This window comes from Pseudoflavitalea sp. G-6-1-2 (genome assembly GCF_012927185.1).
Classification (GTDB): Bacteria; Bacteroidota; Bacteroidia; order Chitinophagales; family Chitinophagaceae; genus Pseudobacter.
The window spans coordinates 690061-709929 of the sequence record NZ_JABBGB010000001.1 but is presented as its reverse complement, the minus strand read 5'-3'; the positions used below and the strand labels follow the sequence as shown (position 1 = coordinate 709929).

Here is a 19869-nt window from a genome sequence, read left to right as displayed (position 1 = left end):
TTTCGAAAATCAAAAGGCTGCCTTATTCAGACAGCCTTTCATCATCAAATTCAATATTGCTGAGCCAGCGTGGTTTTCACCATTACTGAGCCATGCTCTTTGCTTGTTTCTTTCTCTCCTCCTCATCCAGAATGGTCTTACGCATACGGATATAGTTTGGAGTTACTTCGATACACTCATCGAACTGGATGTATTCCATGCACTCTTCGAGTGTCATCAGCGTTTTAGGAGCGATACGTGTTGCATCGTCGCTTCCGCTTGCACGGTGGTTGGTGAGTTTCTTGCCTTCAGTTGCATTCACTACCAGATCGCCTGGTTTGATATGCTCGGCAATGATCATACCTGCGTATACATCTTCACCCGGATCAACGAAGAATGTTCCGCGATCCTGCAGTTTATCGATTGAGTAACCGGTTGTTTTTTCTGTGTTCTTGGAAAGCAATACACCGTTGTTTCTTCCGGGGATTGCGCCTTTCCATGGTTTGTACTCGCTGAAACGGTGAGCCATTACAGCTTCGCCTGTTGTGGCAGTGAGCATTTGTGTACGCAGACCGATCAGACCTCTTGAAGGAATGTCGAATTCAAGGTGCTGCATTTCGCCTTTGGTTTCCATCACCAGCATTTCGCCTTTGCGACGGGTAACCAGGTCGATCACTTTAGAGGCGAACTCCTGAGGTACATCTACCACCAGTGTTTCGTATGGCTCACATTTCTTACCGTCGATCTCTTTCACGATTACCTGTGGCTGACCTACAGTTAACTCATATCCTTCACGACGCATGGTTTCGATCAGTACGCCGAGGTGAAGAATACCACGGCCATACACTACCAGGCTATCGCCTTCTTCGCTATCGGTTACTTTCAGTGCGAGGTTCTTTTCTGTTTCTTTCATCAGACGGTCGCGGAGGTGACGGCTGGTAACGAACTTACCATCCTTTCCGAAGAAAGGTGAGTTGTTTACAGAGAACAACATATTCATGGTTGGTTCATCAACACTGATGATAGGGAGTGCTTCCGGATTTTCTGCATCAGCAACGGTGTCGCCGATGTTGAAATCTTCGAGACCTACAACTGCGCAGAGGTCACCGGCAACTACTTCCTGTACTTTCTTCTTGCCCATTCCTTCAAAAACATAGAGTTCTTTCGCTCTTGATTTTTTGATGGTGCCATCAGCCTGCATCAGTGCGATCGGTTGGTTCTCTTTGATAGAACCTCTGGATACTTTACCGATGGCGATACGGCCGAGGAATGAAGAATAGTCGAGAGAGGTGATCTGCATCTGCAGCGGACCTTCTGCTACTTTGGGAGGTGGCACGTGCTTGATGATACCATCGAGCAACGGAGTAATATCGTCACAAGGAGTGAGTGAATCGTTGAACCAACCGTTCTTTCCTGAACCGTAGTAGGTAGGGAAGTCGAGCTGCTCTTCAGTAGCATCGAGGTTGAAGAAAAGTTCGAAAACCGCATCATGCACTTCGTCTGGGCGGCAGTTGGGTTTATCAACTTTATTGATGATCACAATTGGTTTCAGGTTCAGCTGAAGCGCCTTTTGAAGTACGAACCTTGTCTGAGGCATCGGTCCTTCGAAAGCGTCTACCAGCAGGCATACACCATCGGCCATTTTCAGAACACGTTCTACTTCTCCACCAAAGTCGGCGTGGCCCGGAGTATCGATCACATTGATCTTAACATCCTTGTAGGTTACGGCGGCATTCTTACTGAAGATGGTGATACCACGTTCTCTTTCGAGGTCGTTGCTATCCATAATCAGTTCTCCAGTTTCCTGATTGTCACGGAATACTTTTGTTGCGTGCAGGATCTTGTCTACAAGCGTAGTTTTTCCGTGGTCTACGTGCGCGATGATCGCTATGTTGCGAATATTCATAAATGAGTTTTTGTGCCTGTCTGTTTTATAATCCCTTTCGGTCTTAGACCTGCACTTATTTTTGAGTGCGCAAAGGTACGTCAAATCAATGGGAGGGCAAGGGCAGTTGCCAAACTTATTATTTTGGTAAAGGATGAGGTTGAAGCTGGATAAGTCAATGATTTGCAGCCTCCTGAAAACCAGTGTGTTGGCTTCGGAAAATTGGCGGTGTTTTGATTGTCCGAAGTAAAAAAGCAATTCCGAATCTGCCCCTTTTCGGCTATTTCAGTTGCCGGAATTAGTTTATTTTCACTGCAAATTTACTGAATGCGGAAAAGGAATTGGCTTTTGATTATTCCATTGCTCCTGCTGATAGTTTACCTGCTGGGCCCCAAGCCCAAAACTCCGGTATACGACATTACCATGCCGGTATTACCTTCTGATCCTAAAGCACTTACAGGCTACGTGGCAGCAGAAGAAGCCAGGCATAAAGTGAAAGAGAACAATGAGGCCCGCATCGTATGGTTCAACGATTCCCTCAAAAATGTAACCCCCGTTTCTATCGTATACCTGCACGGATTTACTGCTTCGCAGGAAGAAGGCAATCCCGTTCATCGCGATATCGCTAAAAAATTCGGCTGTAACCTTTATCTGAGCCGCCTTTCAGAGCATGGCATCGATACCGTTGAAACACTTCAGCGACTCACTGCCGACAGTTACTGGGAGTCCGCCAAACGCGCGCTCGCCATCGGCCGCCAGATCGGACAGAAAGTAATCATCATGGGCACTTCCACCGGAGGTACCCTTGCACTCAAACTCGCTGCGGAATACCCCGATGTATATGCGCTGGTGCTGATGTCGCCCAATATCGAGATCGATGATAACAATGCATGGCTTATCAACAACCCATGGGGACTGCAGATAGCCAGAATGGTGAAAGGCAGCAAATACATCGATTCGAAATCCGATCTGCGTCCCGAATATCTTCAGTACTGGACTCCCTACTATCGCATAGAAGCCGCAGTAGCGCTTCAGGAGCTGCTCGAAACATCCATGAACAAAGCCACTTTTCAACGGGTGAATCAACCAACGCTGGTAATGTATTATTATAAGAATGATGTGTTACGCGATAGCGTTGTACGCGTAAGCGCCATCAAACAGATGTATGAAGATCTGGGCACTCCGCCCGCACTCAAGCGTGCCGTTGCCATGCCCAATACCGGCAATCACGTAATCGGCAGCTGGATCAAATCGAAAGATGTACCCGGCGTTGAAGCCGAAACCGAAAAATTCTTCACAGACATACTGCATCTTCCGAAACAATAGTTCCGTTTGAAATAGTTTCATTTTCCCTGCAATTTTTCTTTCCGTAATTTACCGGAACAAAATGTGTTTGCTATATGATCCGATCAGTAATTGCCGGCATCGGCAAGTATGTTCCAGAGAATGTTGTTACCAATCAGGACCTCACCCGTTACATGGAAACCAGTGACGAATGGATTCAGGAAAGAACCGGAATAAAGGAACGCCGGTATGCACATCGCACAGAAGAAACAACTACCACCATGGGAGTGAAAGCTGCAGAGATCGCTATCGAGCGCGCAGGCATCACTCCACAGGATATCGACTTTATAGTGTTTGCTACACTCAGTCCGGATTACTACTTCCCCGGTTGCGGCGTATTGGTACAACGTGCCATGAAGATGAAAGAGATCGGTGCACTCGATGTTCGCAATCAGTGCAGCGGATTTGTATATGCGCTCTCTGTGGCCGATCAGTTCATCCGCGGCGGCATGTACAAAAATGTGTTGGTGATAGGAGCAGAGAAACATTCCTTCGGGCTTGACTTCAGTACCCGCGGGCGCGCTATCAGCGTGATCTTCGGCGATGGTGCAGGCGCTGTTGTGCTGCAACCATCCACTGATGAGAACCGCGGCATACTCAGTACGCATTTGCATAGCGATGGAGAAAGTGCAGAGATACTGGCCATGTACAATCCTGGTACACATGCCAATCACTGGATGGAACAAAAACTCGCAGACTTCGATGAGGCTGAGATCGGTGAAATGTTCATGAGTCACCAAATGATCGACAAAGCTCAGAACTATCCTTTCATGGATGGCCCATCTGTTTTCAAAAAAGCGGTAGTGAAGTTTCCTGAGGTGATCATGGAAGCGCTCAATCAAAACAATTACAAACCTTCGGATCTCACGATGCTGATTCCGCATCAGGCGAATCTGCGCATTGCACAGTTTGTGCAGCAGAAGCTGGGGCTGCGGGACGATCAGGTGCACAACAATATTCAGAAATACGGAAATACTACGGCAGCTTCAGTTCCGATTGCATTGTGCGAAGCGTGGGAAGATGGAAAGATAAAAAAGGGAGATCTCGTTTGTCTGGCTGCATTCGGCAGCGGATTTACCTGGGCGAGTGCATTGCTGAAGTGGTAATAAATTAACCTGATTGAGCATATGGAAGTGGGCTGGATTTACTTTCATATGCTTTTTCTTTTAGTTGCCGGAATCGGCTTTTCGCCTGTTATATCTTATGATCAGGTCTCTGATAGTATGAAATCCGAAATCCTTCGCCTGGTCGAACTCATTCAAGGTGACAGGATCATCTGTGAATAATTCTCTTAAAGCCTCTTTTCTTTCATTGCGACCTAATGTAATGGCATTGGTCTTAATTTCCTGCATGTTTTGATCGTCTTTAGTGGCATACCAGGTTGTGAAAGTAGAAGTGGTGTTCATGCCGTTACCCATTGCCCCTGCATAGATTTTGCTCTGCTCAAATTCATACAAACGGATAACTCCATTATCCACTAACCGGCACCATTTTTTTCCTGAGAATCCAGGAAGCTCCATGGTTCTGTACAAGTTCTTTTTCTTGTCATCATAATAAGATTTGTGGTCAGCTGATTTTACAGTGATCTTCTTTTTTCCGGAACGGAATGTGCCGCGTCCAGAGAGGCCAGTCTTGAATTCTCCCCAGAGCGTATCCCCCTGATTCGTCACCAGATAATCGGTGGGCTGCTCCTGTGCGTGCAGACTTAGGTTCATGGCCTGTGCAACTGCAAAAATGAACAGTGGTTTGATTGCATTCATCTAATTGTGTTTAAGGTTTAATCAGATTGCTCATAACGTTGATCTGAACTGCTGGTTAAGAAACTCACTCACCGCTTCCTGCGAGCGTATGGGTAATCCATCCATCGGTACAGGTGTATTCTGCAATTCATTGTTCAGCTGAACGGCCTGCATGTTGTCTTTTAGCTGAAGATCGATGATATGCAGTAACTCTTCTCTGATCGCCTGATCGTAAACAGGGAAGCAGACCTCAATTCTTCTGTAGATGTTCCGGTTCATCCAGTCGGCGGAACCCAGCCATACATGCGGATCGTTGTTGTTATGGAAGATGAATACACGCGGATGCTCCAGATAACGATCCACTATCCGGCGGATGGTGATATTCTCACTCATGCCCGGCACGCCGGGAATAAGGCAGCAAATGCTTCTAACGATGAGCCGTATGCGAACTCCGGCATTGGAGGCTTCATATAATTTCCCGATCAGCACTTTCTCTTCGAGGTTGTTCATTTTGATGATGATGCCGGCAGGCAATCCCTGCTTTGCATTATCGATCTCCTGCTGTATGAGTTGCAGGAACCGTTCCTGCAAATTGAACTGTGCTACCAGCAGGTGTGAGAACTGAAGCAGTCCGGGTGTGAGAGGTTTCTTTCGTTCAGCGAGGAAAACAAAGAGCTGTTCGAGTTCCGCCATCATGCCGGGATGCGCAGTGAGCAGAAAATGATCGGTATAGAAACGGGCGGTGCTTTCATTGAGATTGCCCGTGCCGAATAATCCTACATGGTGTGGGCGGTTATTGATCATTCGCTTCACCAGCGCCACTTTCGCATGCACTTTCAGCGTAGGGATGCTATAGATGATCTTTACTCCGGCATCTTTCAGTTTCTTCGACCAGCGAATATTGTTGGCTTCATCGAAGCGGGCTTTGAGCTCTACGAATACTACCACTTTCTTGCCGTTCTTCGCCGCGCTGATAAGGCTCGTAGCGATCCGCGAATCACTGGCGATGCGATACAGCGTTACATAGATCTCTTCTACGCAGGGATCGATCGCTGCTTCGTTGAAAAAACGCAGTACTGTATTGAACGACTGAAACGGTGCATGCAAAATGATATCCTTCTCCGAAATTTCGTTCAGCAGTGAAAAATATTTCGGATCCGGACGATGTGTATGCACCGGCCATTTGGGGTATTGAAGTACGGCATCATTAACAGGCAGGCTGGCAAGGTCTTTCAGGTTGTGGTACACGCCACCCTGCATGATGCTGGCCTTTTCGAGATTGAACAGATTGATCAATGCTGCCAGACATTCAGGCGGCATATTGGCTCCGTACAGCAGGCGGGTTGCGAAGCCGAAATCACGCTTCGCAATCTGCTTCTCTATCTTCTCTGCAAGATCTCCCTCGTACTCATCTTCGATATCGAGCGCTGCATCGCGGGTGACTTTGAAGCTGTAGCTGGCTTCTACCTCCACCAGCGGCAATACCTGCTGCAGGTGATGGCGGATGATATCTTCGAGGAAAATAATGTATTTCGTTTGTCCGTCACTGACAGTAAAGAAGCGGGGCAGTGCATCGGAAGGAACATTCACAATGATGTATTCTTTCCGTGCATTGTTATTGGCGACTACTGCGAGGTAGATCTTATTGTTTTCGGGAAAGAAGCTGCTCTCCAGGGCGCTCAGGTACAGCGGTTGCAGAAATGCCAGTACCTGTGTGAAGAAATATTCAGAGACGATGGGTTGAATCGATTCCGGAACAGGACGATTTAAAAGCAGGTCGTATCCTCCCTTTTCTTTCAACTCGGGGACAATGTTCCGCAGAATGCTTCCGAATTGCTCCTGTGCCTGGTGAATGCGGCGGTTGGCTTCCTGCACGGTAGTGAAAGCGGGCAAATCCGGACGAACAGTCTTCTGATTTAACTTTTCGAGTGCCATCAATGCCGGCATCCTCACCCGATAGAATTCATCGGAGTTGGAAGAGTAGATGGAAAGGAACCGGATCCGCTCCAGCAGCGGCACGCGGCCATTCGCTGCTTCCTGCAAAACCCGCTCGTTGAACGACAGCCAGCTCAGATCCCGATCGAAAAATAAAACTTCACTCATATTTCAAAACTAATACGCAATATTGAAAACTATGATGGAATATTTATTTTACCGACTTTTGCGTCTCCATGGCAAGAAAGATCATCTACTTAATCAATCCTATCTCCGGTACACGGGGCAAAACATCCTTAAAGGAACTGGTGGTCGCAAAGACCAAAGAACGCAAGATTGCCTTTGAGGTGTTGCCCACCATGATAGACGGGGACTATCGTTTTCTCAAATCGAAGATCAGAGAAGAAAAGATCACTGATCTGGTGGTTTGTGGTGGTGATGGCTCCGTAAATGCAGCCGTGCATTCGCTGGCAGATATGGATCTGAACTTCGGCATCGTTCCCATGGGATCGGGAAATGGACTGGCGCTGGCCGCCGGCATTCCCAAAGCCAGTGCAAAAGCGCTCGACATTGTGTTCGATGGCGTTCCCCGTGCCACCGATGCCTTTCTCGTAAATGATCAGTTTGCCTGCATGCTCTGCGGCCTGGGCTTCGATGCCAAGGTTGCCCACGAATTTGCAGAGCAACCCAAACGTGGATTGGCTACCTACACCAAACTCACTACCCGCAACTTCTTTACTGCCAAAGCCTATCCATTCGAGGTAAAGGCCAATGGCATTGCTTTCCATACCGATGCATTCTTCATCAGTGTTGCCAATAGCAACCAGTTCGGAAACAATTTCACTATCGCGCCGCAGGCGGTTCTTTCAGATGGACTGCTCGATGTGGTGATTGTGAAAAAAGTTGCCAAGCCATTGCTGCTGCTCACTGTAATGAAACAGGTACTGGCGGGTAAACTGAAAAACGTGGAGAACTCGCTTCGCTCACCGGTGATCTACTTTCAGACAGATCATCTGAGTATCGTTAATCTGGCTGAAGCGCCGCTGCATATTGATGGCGAACCGCGTGAGTCGATAAGAAACTTATCTATCCGTGTGTTGCCGCATTTCTTCAAACTTATTCATCCTTCTTCGTAAGAGACCTTGTTGGCTGATTGGTGAAACTGCTGAAGCTCTCGAAGCTTTTGGCGTTTACATTGCTTTCCATGGCTTCGCGGATGTCTTGCTTTTCGCGTTTGGAGAGACGGAAGTTGAGCGCTGCCGCTGCATCTTCTTTCTTGGGAACATACTGGAAAGTGAGACGATGAAAATGACCACCCATGAGTTCCTGCGAGAGGCTCATCATTTCGTTCTGGCCATATTCCTGCATTTTGAACCAGTTGTATTGCAATAGCAGCATAGGTTTGGTAACGATATCGGTGATGGCGCCAGATTCATATGGATGATCCCATCCGCCGGTTTTGCGGTCGCGGATCTGAATCAGTACAACGCCTCCGGTGTTTTCTTTGATCCACTCATGAAACACCTGCACAAAGCGGGTAGCGGTTTCCTGTCCGAAATTATCGCGGAGACCTGCATCCATCACATCAATAACCGGTGTGCTGGGAAGCCATACGTTGGGGAGTACGTAAGGGAATGTGGCATTCATGCGCAGGGCGGTGAGCATGCGCAGATTGAGCGGGTCCTGTTTGGCGAAAAGTGCCGAATAATCAACGGCATCGATGTCTACGTCTGCATCGCGGATGGTGTCGTACAATGGACGCATGAGAAAACTCACAGGTTGTGTGCTGATGATCATTTTGCGGCCATCGCGCGTGATAACGGAGTTGAAGAGCATTAAGGGAATATTCGCTTGTGCTTCATCGTTAGCCTGTTCTTTGAGTTGCTTATTGAGCAGCCCTTTTGTATTGCTGTTGAGTTTTTCTTCAAATGCATATCCGCGGTCTTTCACATACTGGTATTTGCCTACTGAGAACTTCTGCGCTGGCGCCGCGAGATCGCGGGCTACGAACGACGTGAAAAGTGAGTTGAGCAGATCGGCTGAAATATCATCGGCATACTGCCTGTTTTGCAGATCGATTTTTTCGCCATTGGTTTTTAGTCGCGCCAGCTCGCGGAAATAAGCTGCGCCCAGCATGCCACCGGATGCGCCTGTGATGAGGAAAGTTTTTCTCATCAGCTGACCGTTGCTGAGACTGTCGAGCCGCTGCATCACGTTCATGGTGAATGTGGCGCTGCGATTGCCCCCACCACTGGTGTTGATGATGTACAGGATGGGTTTGGGACTATCCTGCTTCGCCTTCCAGCGATTGAGGATAGCAATCATATTGGCTTCGTCGGCGGCAGTTCTTTGCGGACTGCAGAGTGCGAGCATGGCTTCTTTTGTGTAAGCCGGCCTCTCTTTTTTGTTGGAGTAATCGAGTCCGTATGCTTTGTTGGTAGGGTCGATAATTCCATACCGGTAAAGCACATTCAGCAACAGAAATATCAGCACAAGCGCCGGAATGCTCCAGCTCTGTAAAAAATAAGTGAATGCTCCTGATACCGCAATGAGGATGGAGAAGAACAAAGTGATGCCAGCCGCAGCAGGCAGCTGAAACAATGGGTTGTCGAGCCAGAAGCCCACAACTATGAGAAATATGAACGCCACAAAAATGGAGATCACGGCAGCAAAGTGATGCCTGTTGAAGATCTTCTCCAGAAACTCGCGCGAGTAGTGGCTTACATCGCGCACCTTCTTTATTTTGAAGAATGAATTGATGTAGAACTCCACTTTCACCAATCGGCTTTCAGTGGCTCTTGTCTCTCCCTTTCTGAACTGCGCTTTGAACAATTGCGGATTACTGATCACTGGCGCCAGTCTTCGGATGATGGTCTTATCTGCCCGGAAAAAATAGAACAGCGAAATGATGATGATCAACACCAGTCCGGCCAGAAAGCCCAATACCAGCAGAAAGATGTCCCAGCTTCCCATCAGTTCTTTATCGCGTGCAAATGCCACGGCTTTGATGAAATAAAAGATCAGGAAGGCCAGTGGTATCACAAAATTGTTGATGCAATATTTCAGAAACGGATTGGAAGTAGTGGCGAGGAACCGGAAATGCCGGCTGAACAAAATAAATGTGGTGATATTCCAGCTCATGATAAAGATGCCGATGGACACACCAACAAAACCCGCGCTCAGTGCATTTACATTACCGAGGTATTCCGGAGCGAGGTACAGCGAGTCTGCACCGAAGCTCTTCATGAAGGTTCCGTTCACTGTACTGAACAGCACAAACCAGAAGGCCAGCAATATCTGAAACTTCTTGAAGTGCAGCAGAAAAAGCTGCATCGGAAATGAACAATATATTCCTCTCAGGATGGCTTTCATAACGGACAATCAGATATCCGGAAGCACCGGTATCTGTGCTCAATTTACATCAAAACAAAAAGGTTTAAGAACAATTAAGCAGGTTGTTCAGGATCATTTTTCCTGATCAGGTATAACATAGCCACCAGACTCAGTGTTAACAGCATTCCGGTGATCTGATGCAATTGGGCCATCCATTCGAAAGCGCCCCAGTGATTGGGAATGATAGATGGAGCAGTGAGCAAACTCAGAATACCCAGCAATACCTGTACCAGCACAAATATCAACGGATATTTGCGGGCTTTATTGAATTGGGTGTTATGAGTTTTTACTTTGAACAGTTTTACGGAATAAACCACTATCAGTACCAGTAACAGGTACGCCAAACCGCGGTGAATGAAGTGAATGGTTACTTTATTCTCTACAAAATTGAGAATGGCCGGCGTTTCGTGAAGCAATCCTCCGGGAATCATATCCCCATTGATGGTTGGCCATGTAGGTGCAGCAATAGCGGCTTTATGACCGGCCATGAGTGCGCCGAAAACCAGTTGAATATACACCAGTACAATCAGCCATAATGTAAACTTCCGAAGCGCAGGCAATCCGATGCTGCGGCTTTTGGTAACGCGCAGGTCGAGGGCATACCAGTAAGCGCAGGAGATCAGTCCCATGGCAAATACAAAGTGCATGGCCAGTTTGGTGGGCTTTACGTATACGGCATCGCCGGTTAGTCCGCTGGCTACCATTATCCAGCCGATGGCCCCCTGAAATGCGCCGAAGAAGAAAAGAAACAGCAGCGATCCGAGCATTTCTTTCTTGAGGTATTTCTTTGCTAAGAGATACACAAAACCAACGAGGAATACCACACCGATCAATCTTGCCCAAAGGCGGTGAAACCATTCCCAGAAGAAAATGAATTTGAAATCGCTGATAGTGAACTCTGAATTGAGATAGTAATATTGAGGGGTCTGCTGGTATTTCTGAAATTCTTTCAGCCAGGCTGCTTCACTGAGAGGAGGCAGGGCGCCGGTAACCACATTCCATTCTGTGATGGACAATCCGGAACCGGTTAATCTGGTGATACCGCCTAATACAACCTGGACCAACAGCATTATTACACCGATCATGATCCAGTTGGCAACCGCTTTTTGCCCTTTGCCGCTGAGGTCCGCAGGGGAGGATTGTGTATTCATAGCGGGCACAAAGGTAGTAACAAACAGTTGACGGCCCTCTCAAAAACAGGAAACTATTACCAGTGAAGCAGTTCTTTACTGAGTACGTAGAGGCCCATGGCCAGTACAAACCATCCGAAACCTTTCTTGAGGCTGGCTCCGGAAATTTTATCGCTGAGGCTGGTGCCGGCGAAAATGCCTGAAACAGCAATGGCGGTGAACAGCAGCAACTGCTTCCAGTCGATCACGTACTGATTCATGGTACTGAAAAATCCGAACAGCGAACTGAAAGCCATGATGGTGAGGGAGGAACCAACGGCTGTTTTCATCGGCAGTTTGCCAAACAATACCAATGCAGGAATGATGAGGAATCCGCCACCTGCACCCAGCAGTCCGGTGATGGCGCCTACAGCAATGCCCTGAAAAAACAACGGACCCATATTTCTGGGCTGATCGGCGGGAGGAACTGCCGTGAGTTTTTGTCTCGACGAACGGATCATGGAAACAGAAGTGGCCAGCATCAGACAGGCGAAGAGCAGCATCAGGAAAGTGCCTTTATTCACTTCCCAGCTGCCGATGGAAAAAAGATGTGCGGGTATCTTGGGCACCAGAAAATGGCGCGTAGTGAAAACGGATAACATCGAAGCGCCGCCAAAAACAAATACCACGGGAAAATCTATCAGTCCTTTGCGGTAAGAGCGAACCGATCCTACGAGGCTGCAGCTTCCGACTACAAATAAGGAATAGGCGGTAGCCAGTTCGGGTTGCACTTTCAGGAGATATACCAATACCGGAACTGTGATGATGGAACCACCTCCACCAATCAATCCAAGCGAAACGCCGATCAGCACAGCAATGATATAGGCAACAATCTCCATCCAAAAATTTAGCAAAAGAACGGAATCTTTGGTTAATAAGATGTTTCGATACATTAACACCCTGCTGTGAATACACCTGTGCGTAAAAATTAAGTACCAACGCGGCCATTCTACACGGCAAGCCTTACTTTTGAGCAAAGTTTACTACGTGCTGAAGAATTTTCACCAGGAAGAATGGATCGAAGCAGGATGTGATGAAGCCGGCCGCGGCTGTCTCGCAGGCCCTGTAGTTGCGGCAGCTGTGATATTGCCGCGCGAATTCCATCACCCTTTGCTGAACGATTCGAAGCAGGTGAATGAAGAAGACCGCTATGAACTCCGCGGGTTTATCATGGAACACGCATTATCGTATGCTGTTGGGGTGGTAGGCCACGAAGAGATCGATGAGATCAATATTCTCAAAGCGTCTTTCAAAGCCATGCATATTGCCGTGGAGCAGCTGAACCGCAAACCGGGCATGCTGCTGATCGATGGCAACCGGTTTATTCCTTATCCGGGTATTCCGCATGCCTGCATCATCAAAGGCGATTCCATTTATGCAAGCATCGCTGCCGCGAGCATTCTTGCAAAAACACATCGCGACGATCTGATGAAAGAACTCCATCTTTCTTTCCCTCACTATAAATGGAGCGACAATAAAGGATACGGCACCGCCGCACATCGCAAAGCCATCATGACGCATGGATTAAGCCCGTACCATCGCCGCAGTTTCCAGTGTTTCTCCTCCGAAGAACAGCTCGAATTGGGTTTATAGTTTCCATAACATTTACTGCCTAAACCTGCTGTATCGACTGTAGTCTGATATGTAAAGATTGTTGAACACAAAAATTACAGATCATGAAAACTACAATGATACTCTCCCTCGCACTGATGCTGGTAGTTGGAGTTAGCGCTGCACAAGCTCAGCCATATATCGCAAAGAACGAACATCGTCGCATAAACAACGGCGTTAGATCGGGCGAACTTACACGTGGAGAAGCATACAGACTGAGAGCCGATCAGCGGGATATTCACAGAGATTATGTGCGATACAAAAGAAACGACGGACATATCAGCCCACGCGAAAGAAAACATTTGATGCACGAGCGTCAGAAAGCAAGCAAAAGGATCTATCATGCGAAACACAATAGCCGTGTTCGCTGCAAATAACTAAGGAAGGTTTTTCAGGTGGTTGTACTTTACTCCCTGCCATTCGGCGGGGAGTTTTTTTTAGAACATTTCGGGGAAGAACTGGAATTTTCTTTCTGCCCATTCGTGTTTGAGCATGCTGAAATAAATGCTGTCCCTTCTTCTGTTGCTGTGCATCTGCATGTGGCTGCGAAGTACGCCTTCGGGTATCATGCCTACTTTGAGCAAGGCTGCTTTGGCGCGTTCGTTGAGGTTGTCGGTTTTGATCTCCACACGTTCGAGTTTCATCACTTCAAATGCATAACTGAGCAGTGCGAATTTGGCGTTGTAGTTAACGCCGGTGCCCAGGTGTTGAGGGCCGAGCCAGCTCCATCCGATTTCGATGCGGGAATCGTAAAAGGAGATATTGCCGAAGCTGGTGCTTCCGCAAATTTCGTTACTGTCTTTGTCTATAACGGTAAAGGGCATGCGCTTGTGCACAGCTCTTTCTTCGAGGGCTACATAGATCCAGCTGCGCAATTCTTCGGCATCGCTGAGGTCTTTGGTGAAATACTTCCAGGTGTCTTTGGAATATGTCAGCGGAAGCAGCTGATCATAATCTTCGGGTTGAAGCAGGCGCAGGGCTACACGTGGGGTTTCGAGAACAATGGATTGAGGGAAAAATTGTTCGTAAAGCTGTTGTTGCATGCTGCAATAGTTGTAAGGTTTATTCTTCGATAAGTTCAAAGGGGCCGGCTCCTTCGCGCACTACTACGGGGGTGTCGCCGGTACAGTCTACAATGGTGGAGGGCGTCATTCCGCCGATTCCTCCATCTATTACCAGTTCAACCTGTTTGCCGAAGTTGCGGAACATGAGTTCGGGATCTGTATACTCTTCTACCATGTCTCCGGGAAGGGAGGCGCTGAGAATCGGACGGCCAAGCTCCTTTACAATTGCACGCGCAATATTGTTGTGCGGGATACGCAGTCCGATTGTGTCTTTCCGGCTCTTCAGAATTTTGGGTACTTCTTTGCTGGCGGGCAGAATAAATGTGTACGGTCCCGGAAGGTAGCTTTTCAGCATCCGGTAGAGCGGAGTGGAAATGCTCTTGGTGTATTTGCTGAGATCGCTGAGGTCGTAACAAATAAAGGAGAGCTGCGCTTTTTCGGGGTCGATGCCCTTGAGCCGGGCAATTCGCTCCACGGCCTTGTGTTGAAATATGTCGCACCCAAGCCCATAGATGGTATCGGTTGGGTAGATGATTACGCCGCCTTTCGATAAAGTTGCAGCAACCGTTCGGATGTTCCTGGGTTGCGGATCTTCAGGATGCAGGTGTAGTAACATATTAAGAATTAAGATGTAAAGTTGCGAAATTGTCACGATACAGCCATATTGGGATGAATGGCTATACTCAGAAAATGAATTTAATGTTAGATTTGCGCAAAATTGTTGCTATGCGTTTACAGACTGTTGACAGAGTAGACAATATAAGCGGAGACGATTTTCAGCAGCACTACTATAAACCCATGAAGCCTCTGGTGATCCGCGACTTAGCGAAAGCCTGGCCAGCATATGATAAATGGACCTGGAGCTATTTCAAAAGCATCGTTGGAGATAAGAAAGTAGGGCTGTACAATAATGTTAAGAGCGACGCCTATACTCCCATCAATACAGCAGACGATTATAAGACCTTTGGAGAATATATCGATATGATCAGCCAGGGCCCGGCCGGATGGCGCATCTTTCTTTTCAATATATTCGATCACGCACCCCAGCTCACTAATGAGTTTACCTGGCCCGAACACCTGATGACAGGTTTTGTGAAAAAATATCCGATGCTGTTCACCGGAGGTGCAACCAGCATCACACATATGCATTTCGATATCGATCTCTCTCATATTCTTCATACACAGTTTTCCGGCAGAAAGCGTGTGCTGCTTTTTCCTTTTGAAGAACAGCACAAATTGTATCGTAAACCATTTGAGGTATTGAGCCTGGCCGATTTCTCCAATTATGCCGAGAATAAGGGCAAGCCGGATTACGATCAGTTCCCGGCACTGAAGCTGGCCAATGGTTATGAAGTGATTCTCGAACATGGCGATACGCTGTTCATGCCTGCGGGATACTGGCATCATATGGAGTATCTGGACAGTGGCTTTGCCATGAGTCTCAGAGCGCTGCAAAAACCATTAACCGGCAAACTGAAAGGCCTCTGGAATCTGTTCGGCATGCGCGGCATCGACACGCTGATGAAAAAGACCGCTCCGAAATGGTGGTATGATTATAAAAAGGAACAGGTGTTCAAAGCAGCAGGAAAGGAAATGAGCACTAACGGTGTGCATTAACGGCTGAGTTACTGATTTTTGTCAGTAAATTGATTTATTGCATAACTGTTAAAAATACTTCTTAAAAATATTGATTTTTAAGAAAACAGTCTTTATTTTTACCCTGCTTATGCGCTGAAACAATACTCTCACCGACAAAGCACCCTTCTACAATCCAATCTCCTCATTTCCAACCATCCAATCTCCGGTTACATTAAAATCTAATGTGCGGCCGAATCTTTTTCCGTGTTGAATATCCCGTGTTGATTAAGTTGTATCCCAACCCTTGTAAATAAACAAGTACCTCGTTGTTGTAAGCCCTTTACAGTTGAAAGGTGATGATGCATGTATTCATCTATCTCCGGGCTAACTGCATTCAGCTATTGAATAAAATTTATTCCTGCAAAGGAAACCGATATATGTGCGGCAGTATGCCGCAGCAAGTGTAAGTTTTTATATGGCAACAGATGGTGTTGCCACCCCGCTGGGAAGGATCCAATACAACTTATGGGAAATGCCCAACCTATTATTAGTAGATAGAACCTATTGCTAACTTCTTTCTTTTTGTGGTTTCAGAGGTAAGCACATGCCGGCGATTTCCATCGCTGGCCTTTTTTTTATTATTACTTCCTCTCATACTATTTCAGCAACATGCAAGGCAGTTTTCTTTCTATAGAAAAAACTGTTATGTGTCTACGAAACAATCATTTTTTACAACCAGGTGCATGTAATTTTCGTCAACTGTTGATTGCGGCTGATGTGTGCACACTTCCATTAATGCCGTTTATCAAATACTGAATTCTTGCAGTACCTGCATTGAATATCTTGGAGGATTAGTTACATCAATACCCATGAAGTTTGTTCAGTATAGCTTTTCTTATTTTCTTTTAGTTGTTTGCGTTTCATTTTTTTCCTGCTCCAAACCAAAAACGGAAACAACACCTGCTCCACCACCCAAGCCCGGAGAAATTACACTCACTGTTGATCCATCGGCCATCACGCTGGCAAGAGATCAGCCTTATCTGGGAAGAGTAGTGGCTACCGTGAAAAATCTGCCTGCAGGAGAATCTGTTGATATCGTCTGGAGTTCGGATGATCCGCGCATTGCTACTGTAACAGATGCAGGGCTGGTATATCCGAAAGGTGCCGGCGAAACGTATGTTACTGCATCGCTTGTAAGTGGTAAAGCTGCAGCCAGATGCAAAGTGATCGTTACAGACAATTCCGATTTCAAATTCAGGATTGTATTGAAAGATAAAGGCCCAACTGTTTTTTCTATTGGCTCCCCTCAGTCCTTTCTCTCTGCGAAAGCAATTGAAAGAAGAAGGAAAAGAAATATCCCTGTAGATGAAAGTGATCTTCCCATATCCACTGAATACATCAAAGCCATTCAGCAACTCGGAGGCATTGTAGTTGCGCAGAGCAAATGGCTGAAAACCGTTACTGTACATTGTTCCGATCAGTTTCTTTCAGACAAATTCAAAGAGCTGCCATTTGTGGAAAATGTAATAATGGTTTGGGAAGGAAAACGAGGTGTGGCGCCTGTTCGCGGATATGCAGATCATCCGCAGATGGGTTCAAATACAACAACATTGCCGGTTGATTATGGCGCTGCTCTCGAAAACATCAGTGTACATAAAGGGCAGCAACTGCACGCCAGAGGATTCAAAGGAGCAGGCATCGATATAGCTGTGATCGATGCAGGATTTCTGAATCTGAAATCGAATCCCCTATTTAAAAATGTACATATCAAAGGAGCAAAGTCATTTATCTATGAGAATGACGATCCGTATGCGATTGGCCAGCATGGCGTATGGGTAACATCCTGCATGGCGGTAAATAAACCAGGCATCTACGTAGGAACAGCGCCGGAAGCCAGTTACTGGTTGCTGAGAACAGAAGAAGACGACACTGAATATCCGGTGGAGGAAGATTACTGGGTAAGCGCTATCGAATTTGCAGACAGTGCAGGTGTAGACATAGTGAACTCTTCGCTTTCCTATACTACCGGATATGCATTGGTAGATGCCCGTTATACTTTTGAACAGATGAATGGAAAAACTGCCTTCGCATCACGCGGAGCTAACATGGCATTCAGCAAAGGAATATTTATTGTGAACTGTTCTGGCAATGAAAGATCGTGGGTTGGCACGCCGGCAGATGCTCCGGGTGTGTTAACGGTTGGCTCCGTGAATTCGCATTTGAGCATCGATAATTTCAGCTCATGGGGCATTACCGTTGATGGCAGAATGAAGCCCGATGTTGTGGCGAGAGGTGGTGGTGTTAACGTAGTGAATATATATGGTACAGTTGAGACGAGAAGCGGCAGCTCGTTTGCTACACCCAATATGTGTGGCGTGGCCGCCTGTTTATGGCAGGCATTTCCTGATCTGAGTAACCAGCAATTGCTGGAGCTGATCAGAAATTCTTCGGACAGAGCCGTTAAGCCTGAAATCCCCTTCGGGTATGGACTTCCGGACATGGAGAAAGCAATCAATATGGCCACCCCAAAATAATTTGCAGCAATCTTTCATTGATAAGATCCTACTCCGTCTTACGCTATTGCTGCAATAGAAAAGGGCTGACCTCAAGTCAGCCCTTAATCGTACTATTTTTACAATCGCTTAGGCGATGGTCCAGGTCTCTTTTCCGCGAAGCAGTTTATCGAGATCTCCTGCACCTTTCGATTTGATCACTTCTTCGATCTGCATGCCCATCATGTCTTCATAGCATGGGCGATCGGTTTCGTAGAATACACCAAAGGGGCGGGGAAGATGTCCTTCAATTCTCGGATCATCGAACATGCGAACGAGGATCTGCGCTTTGTAGAAGTCGCGTTCGTCATGTACCCAGAGATCGTCTGTGCTGGCGCCTTCACCGAGTTCAACAATCACAGGTTTGAAGCCATCGAGCTTGATGCCTTTGTTTTGCTGTGCTCCGAAGATCAGTGGTTTGCCCTGTTCGAGGAAGAGGGTGTTATCCGGCTTGGTCGATTTTTCGGTGAATGCTTCAAAGATGCCATCGTTGAAGATGTTGCAGTTCTGATAGATTTCGAGGAAACTCGATCCTTTGTGCTTATGGCTGCGGATCAGCGCTTCCTGCAAATGCTTGGGGTCGCGGTCCATACTGCGTGCAATGAAGGTAGCATCCGCTCCCATGGCGAGGGCCAGTGGGTTAAAAGGATGGTCGATGCTGCCGAATGGAGTAGACTTGGTTACTTTGTTCTCTTCGGATGTGGGAGAGTATTGTCCTTTTGTAAGACCATAGATCTGGTTGTTGAACAACATCACATTCACATCGAAATTGCGGCGCAACAGGTGGATGGTATGATTACCGCCGATGCTGAGTCCGTCACCGTCGCCGGTTACGATCCAAACGCTGAGATCGGGGCGGGATGCTTTCAATCCGCTGGCAATCGCAGTGGCGCGGCCATGGATCGAGTGCATTCCGTAGGTATTCATATAGTAAGGGAAGCGGCTGCTGCAGCCGATACCCGAAATGATCACGATATTTTCTTTGGGGATCCCTAATCCCGGCATGATCTTCTGCACCTGGGCTAATATGGAATAGTCGCCGCAGCCCGGACACCAGCGTACTTCCTGGTCACTTGAAAAGTCCTTTGCTGTCAGCGCAGGGGTGGTAGTTACACTCATAACAATAAATAGGTTACTGCAAATTTACGGTTTAGGAGGGCATTTTCGGTAAATAGCCTTTGGGATGGTTTTCGAGTAAGGGAAATTCTAACAAATGGATATCTTGTTGCCATGGAAAACGGTCTGAGAGAATACAGCTGTTTCTGGAATGGCAAACAGATTGGTACTGTTTCAGTGGTAGAAAGAGATATGTGGTACATCGGTGCCCGCTGGCTTCCTCTATCCGAAGATGCAGCGGAAACGTTCGAGAAAATGCTGGCCTCCAACACTCCACAGGAAATTCTGGAAGACCCGGGCAAAGCAATGAAGCTGGAGCTTAGGCGATTGACCAACCCGGATAAACGAATATACTGCCTCGCTTTTTCGCTCGCTGACGGAATCCTGAATTTACCCTTCCACCCTTTCATTTCCACCAGGAAGGAACCTCCGTATGCTTATCCGGTTTCCGCCCGTTAACAACCAAATAACAATCTTAACTAACTAAACATTTGTTTAAGTTAA

The 19869-nt window shown here is 47.2% G+C and carries 17 protein-coding genes; 8 read left to right on the top strand and 9 right to left on the bottom strand.

Annotated elements, in window-relative coordinates:
• Positions 1-82: 82 nt before the first annotated feature.
• Positions 83-1885, bottom strand: a complete 1803-nt coding sequence (gene typA, locus HHL16_RS02955) for a translational GTPase TypA (protein WP_169423651.1) — start codon at positions 1883-1885, stop codon at positions 83-85.
• A gap of 306 nt (positions 1886-2191) precedes the next feature.
• Here typA and HHL16_RS02950 point away from each other — a divergent pair, with 306 nt between their 5' ends.
• Together HHL16_RS02950 and HHL16_RS02945 are read left to right on the top strand one after the other, a co-directional pair.
• Positions 2192-3190, top strand: a complete 999-nt coding sequence (locus tag HHL16_RS02950) for an alpha/beta hydrolase (protein ID WP_169423650.1) — start codon at positions 2192-2194, stop codon at positions 3188-3190.
• A 74-nt stretch (positions 3191-3264) separates the two neighbouring features.
• On the top strand, positions 3265-4314 hold the full coding sequence (locus tag HHL16_RS02945; protein ID WP_169423649.1) for a beta-ketoacyl-ACP synthase III: 1050 nt from the start codon (positions 3265-3267) through the stop codon (positions 4312-4314).
• Between the two features lie 60 nt (positions 4315-4374).
• Here the strand turns inward: HHL16_RS02945 and HHL16_RS02940 are convergent, their stop codons facing one another.
• A complete protein-coding gene (locus tag HHL16_RS02940; protein ID WP_169423648.1) occupies positions 4375-4968 on the bottom strand; it encodes a hypothetical protein in 594 nt (197 codons plus the stop codon).
• 30 nt (positions 4969-4998) lie between these two features.
• Positions 4999-7050, bottom strand: a complete 2052-nt coding sequence (gene ppk1, locus HHL16_RS02935; protein ID WP_169423647.1) for a polyphosphate kinase 1 — start codon at positions 7048-7050, stop codon at positions 4999-5001.
• A 68-nt stretch (positions 7051-7118) separates the two neighbouring features.
• Here ppk1 and HHL16_RS02930 point away from each other — a divergent pair, with 68 nt between their 5' ends.
• Positions 7119-8018 carry a YegS/Rv2252/BmrU family lipid kinase gene (locus HHL16_RS02930; protein WP_169423646.1) on the top strand — a complete coding sequence of 300 codons (900 nt, stop codon included), beginning with the start codon at positions 7119-7121 and terminating at the stop codon, positions 8016-8018.
• Here HHL16_RS02930 and HHL16_RS02925 read toward each other — a convergent pair.
• From HHL16_RS02925 to HHL16_RS02915, 3 genes are all read right to left on the bottom strand, one after another.
• Entirely contained in the window at positions 7999-10254 is a 2256-nt protein-coding gene (locus tag HHL16_RS02925) for a hypothetical protein (RefSeq protein ID WP_169423645.1), read from the bottom strand. The genes HHL16_RS02930 and HHL16_RS02925 overlap by 20 nt on opposite strands.
• A 74-nt stretch (positions 10255-10328) precedes the next feature.
• The gene (locus tag HHL16_RS02920) at positions 10329-11426 is read right to left on the bottom strand and encodes a COX15/CtaA family protein (RefSeq protein WP_169423644.1); all 1098 of its coding nucleotides are present in this window, start codon (positions 11424-11426) and stop codon (positions 10329-10331) included.
• A gap of 56 nt (positions 11427-11482) precedes the next feature.
• A complete protein-coding gene (locus HHL16_RS02915) occupies positions 11483-12283 on the bottom strand; it encodes a sulfite exporter TauE/SafE family protein (RefSeq protein WP_169423643.1) in 801 nt (266 codons plus the stop codon).
• A 130-nt stretch (positions 12284-12413) separates the two neighbouring features.
• On the opposite strand from HHL16_RS02915, the gene HHL16_RS02910 reads away from it, so the two are divergent.
• On the top strand, positions 12414-13037 hold the full coding sequence (locus HHL16_RS02910; RefSeq protein ID WP_206022230.1) for a ribonuclease HII: 624 nt from the start codon (positions 12414-12416) through the stop codon (positions 13035-13037).
• Between the two features lie 83 nt (positions 13038-13120).
• Complete coding sequence (locus tag HHL16_RS02905) at positions 13121-13432, top strand: hypothetical protein (RefSeq protein ID WP_169423642.1); 312 nt, start codon at positions 13121-13123, stop codon at positions 13430-13432.
• 60 nt (positions 13433-13492) lie between these two features.
• On the opposite strand, the gene HHL16_RS02900 is transcribed toward HHL16_RS02905, so the two are convergent.
• Positions 13493-14098 (bottom strand): GNAT family protein, encoded by a 606-nt coding sequence (locus HHL16_RS02900; RefSeq protein WP_169423641.1) that lies wholly within the window; start codon positions 14096-14098, stop codon positions 13493-13495.
• A 19-nt stretch (positions 14099-14117) separates the two neighbouring features.
• A complete protein-coding gene (locus tag HHL16_RS02895) occupies positions 14118-14735 on the bottom strand; it encodes an L-threonylcarbamoyladenylate synthase (RefSeq protein WP_169423640.1) in 618 nt (205 codons plus the stop codon).
• A 110-nt stretch (positions 14736-14845) separates the two neighbouring features.
• Between HHL16_RS02895 and HHL16_RS02890 the strand changes: the two genes are divergently transcribed.
• Positions 14846-15736, top strand: coding sequence for a cupin-like domain-containing protein (locus tag HHL16_RS02890; protein WP_169423639.1), 891 nt, complete (start codon positions 14846-14848; stop codon positions 15734-15736).
• Positions 15737-16566: 830 nt separating this feature from the next.
• Entirely contained in the window at positions 16567-18231 is a 1665-nt protein-coding gene (locus HHL16_RS02885) for a S8 family serine peptidase (RefSeq protein ID WP_169423638.1), read from the top strand.
• Between the two features lie 108 nt (positions 18232-18339).
• Here the strand turns inward: HHL16_RS02885 and HHL16_RS02880 are convergent, their stop codons facing one another.
• Positions 18340-19368, bottom strand: a complete 1029-nt coding sequence (locus tag HHL16_RS02880) for a 2-oxoacid:ferredoxin oxidoreductase subunit beta (protein WP_169423637.1) — start codon at positions 19366-19368, stop codon at positions 18340-18342.
• A gap of 111 nt (positions 19369-19479) precedes the next feature.
• Here HHL16_RS02880 and HHL16_RS02875 point away from each other — a divergent pair, with 111 nt between their 5' ends.
• Positions 19480-19824, top strand: a complete 345-nt coding sequence (locus HHL16_RS02875) for a hypothetical protein (RefSeq protein WP_169423636.1) — start codon at positions 19480-19482, stop codon at positions 19822-19824.
• The last annotated feature ends 45 nt before the right edge of the window (positions 19825-19869 follow it).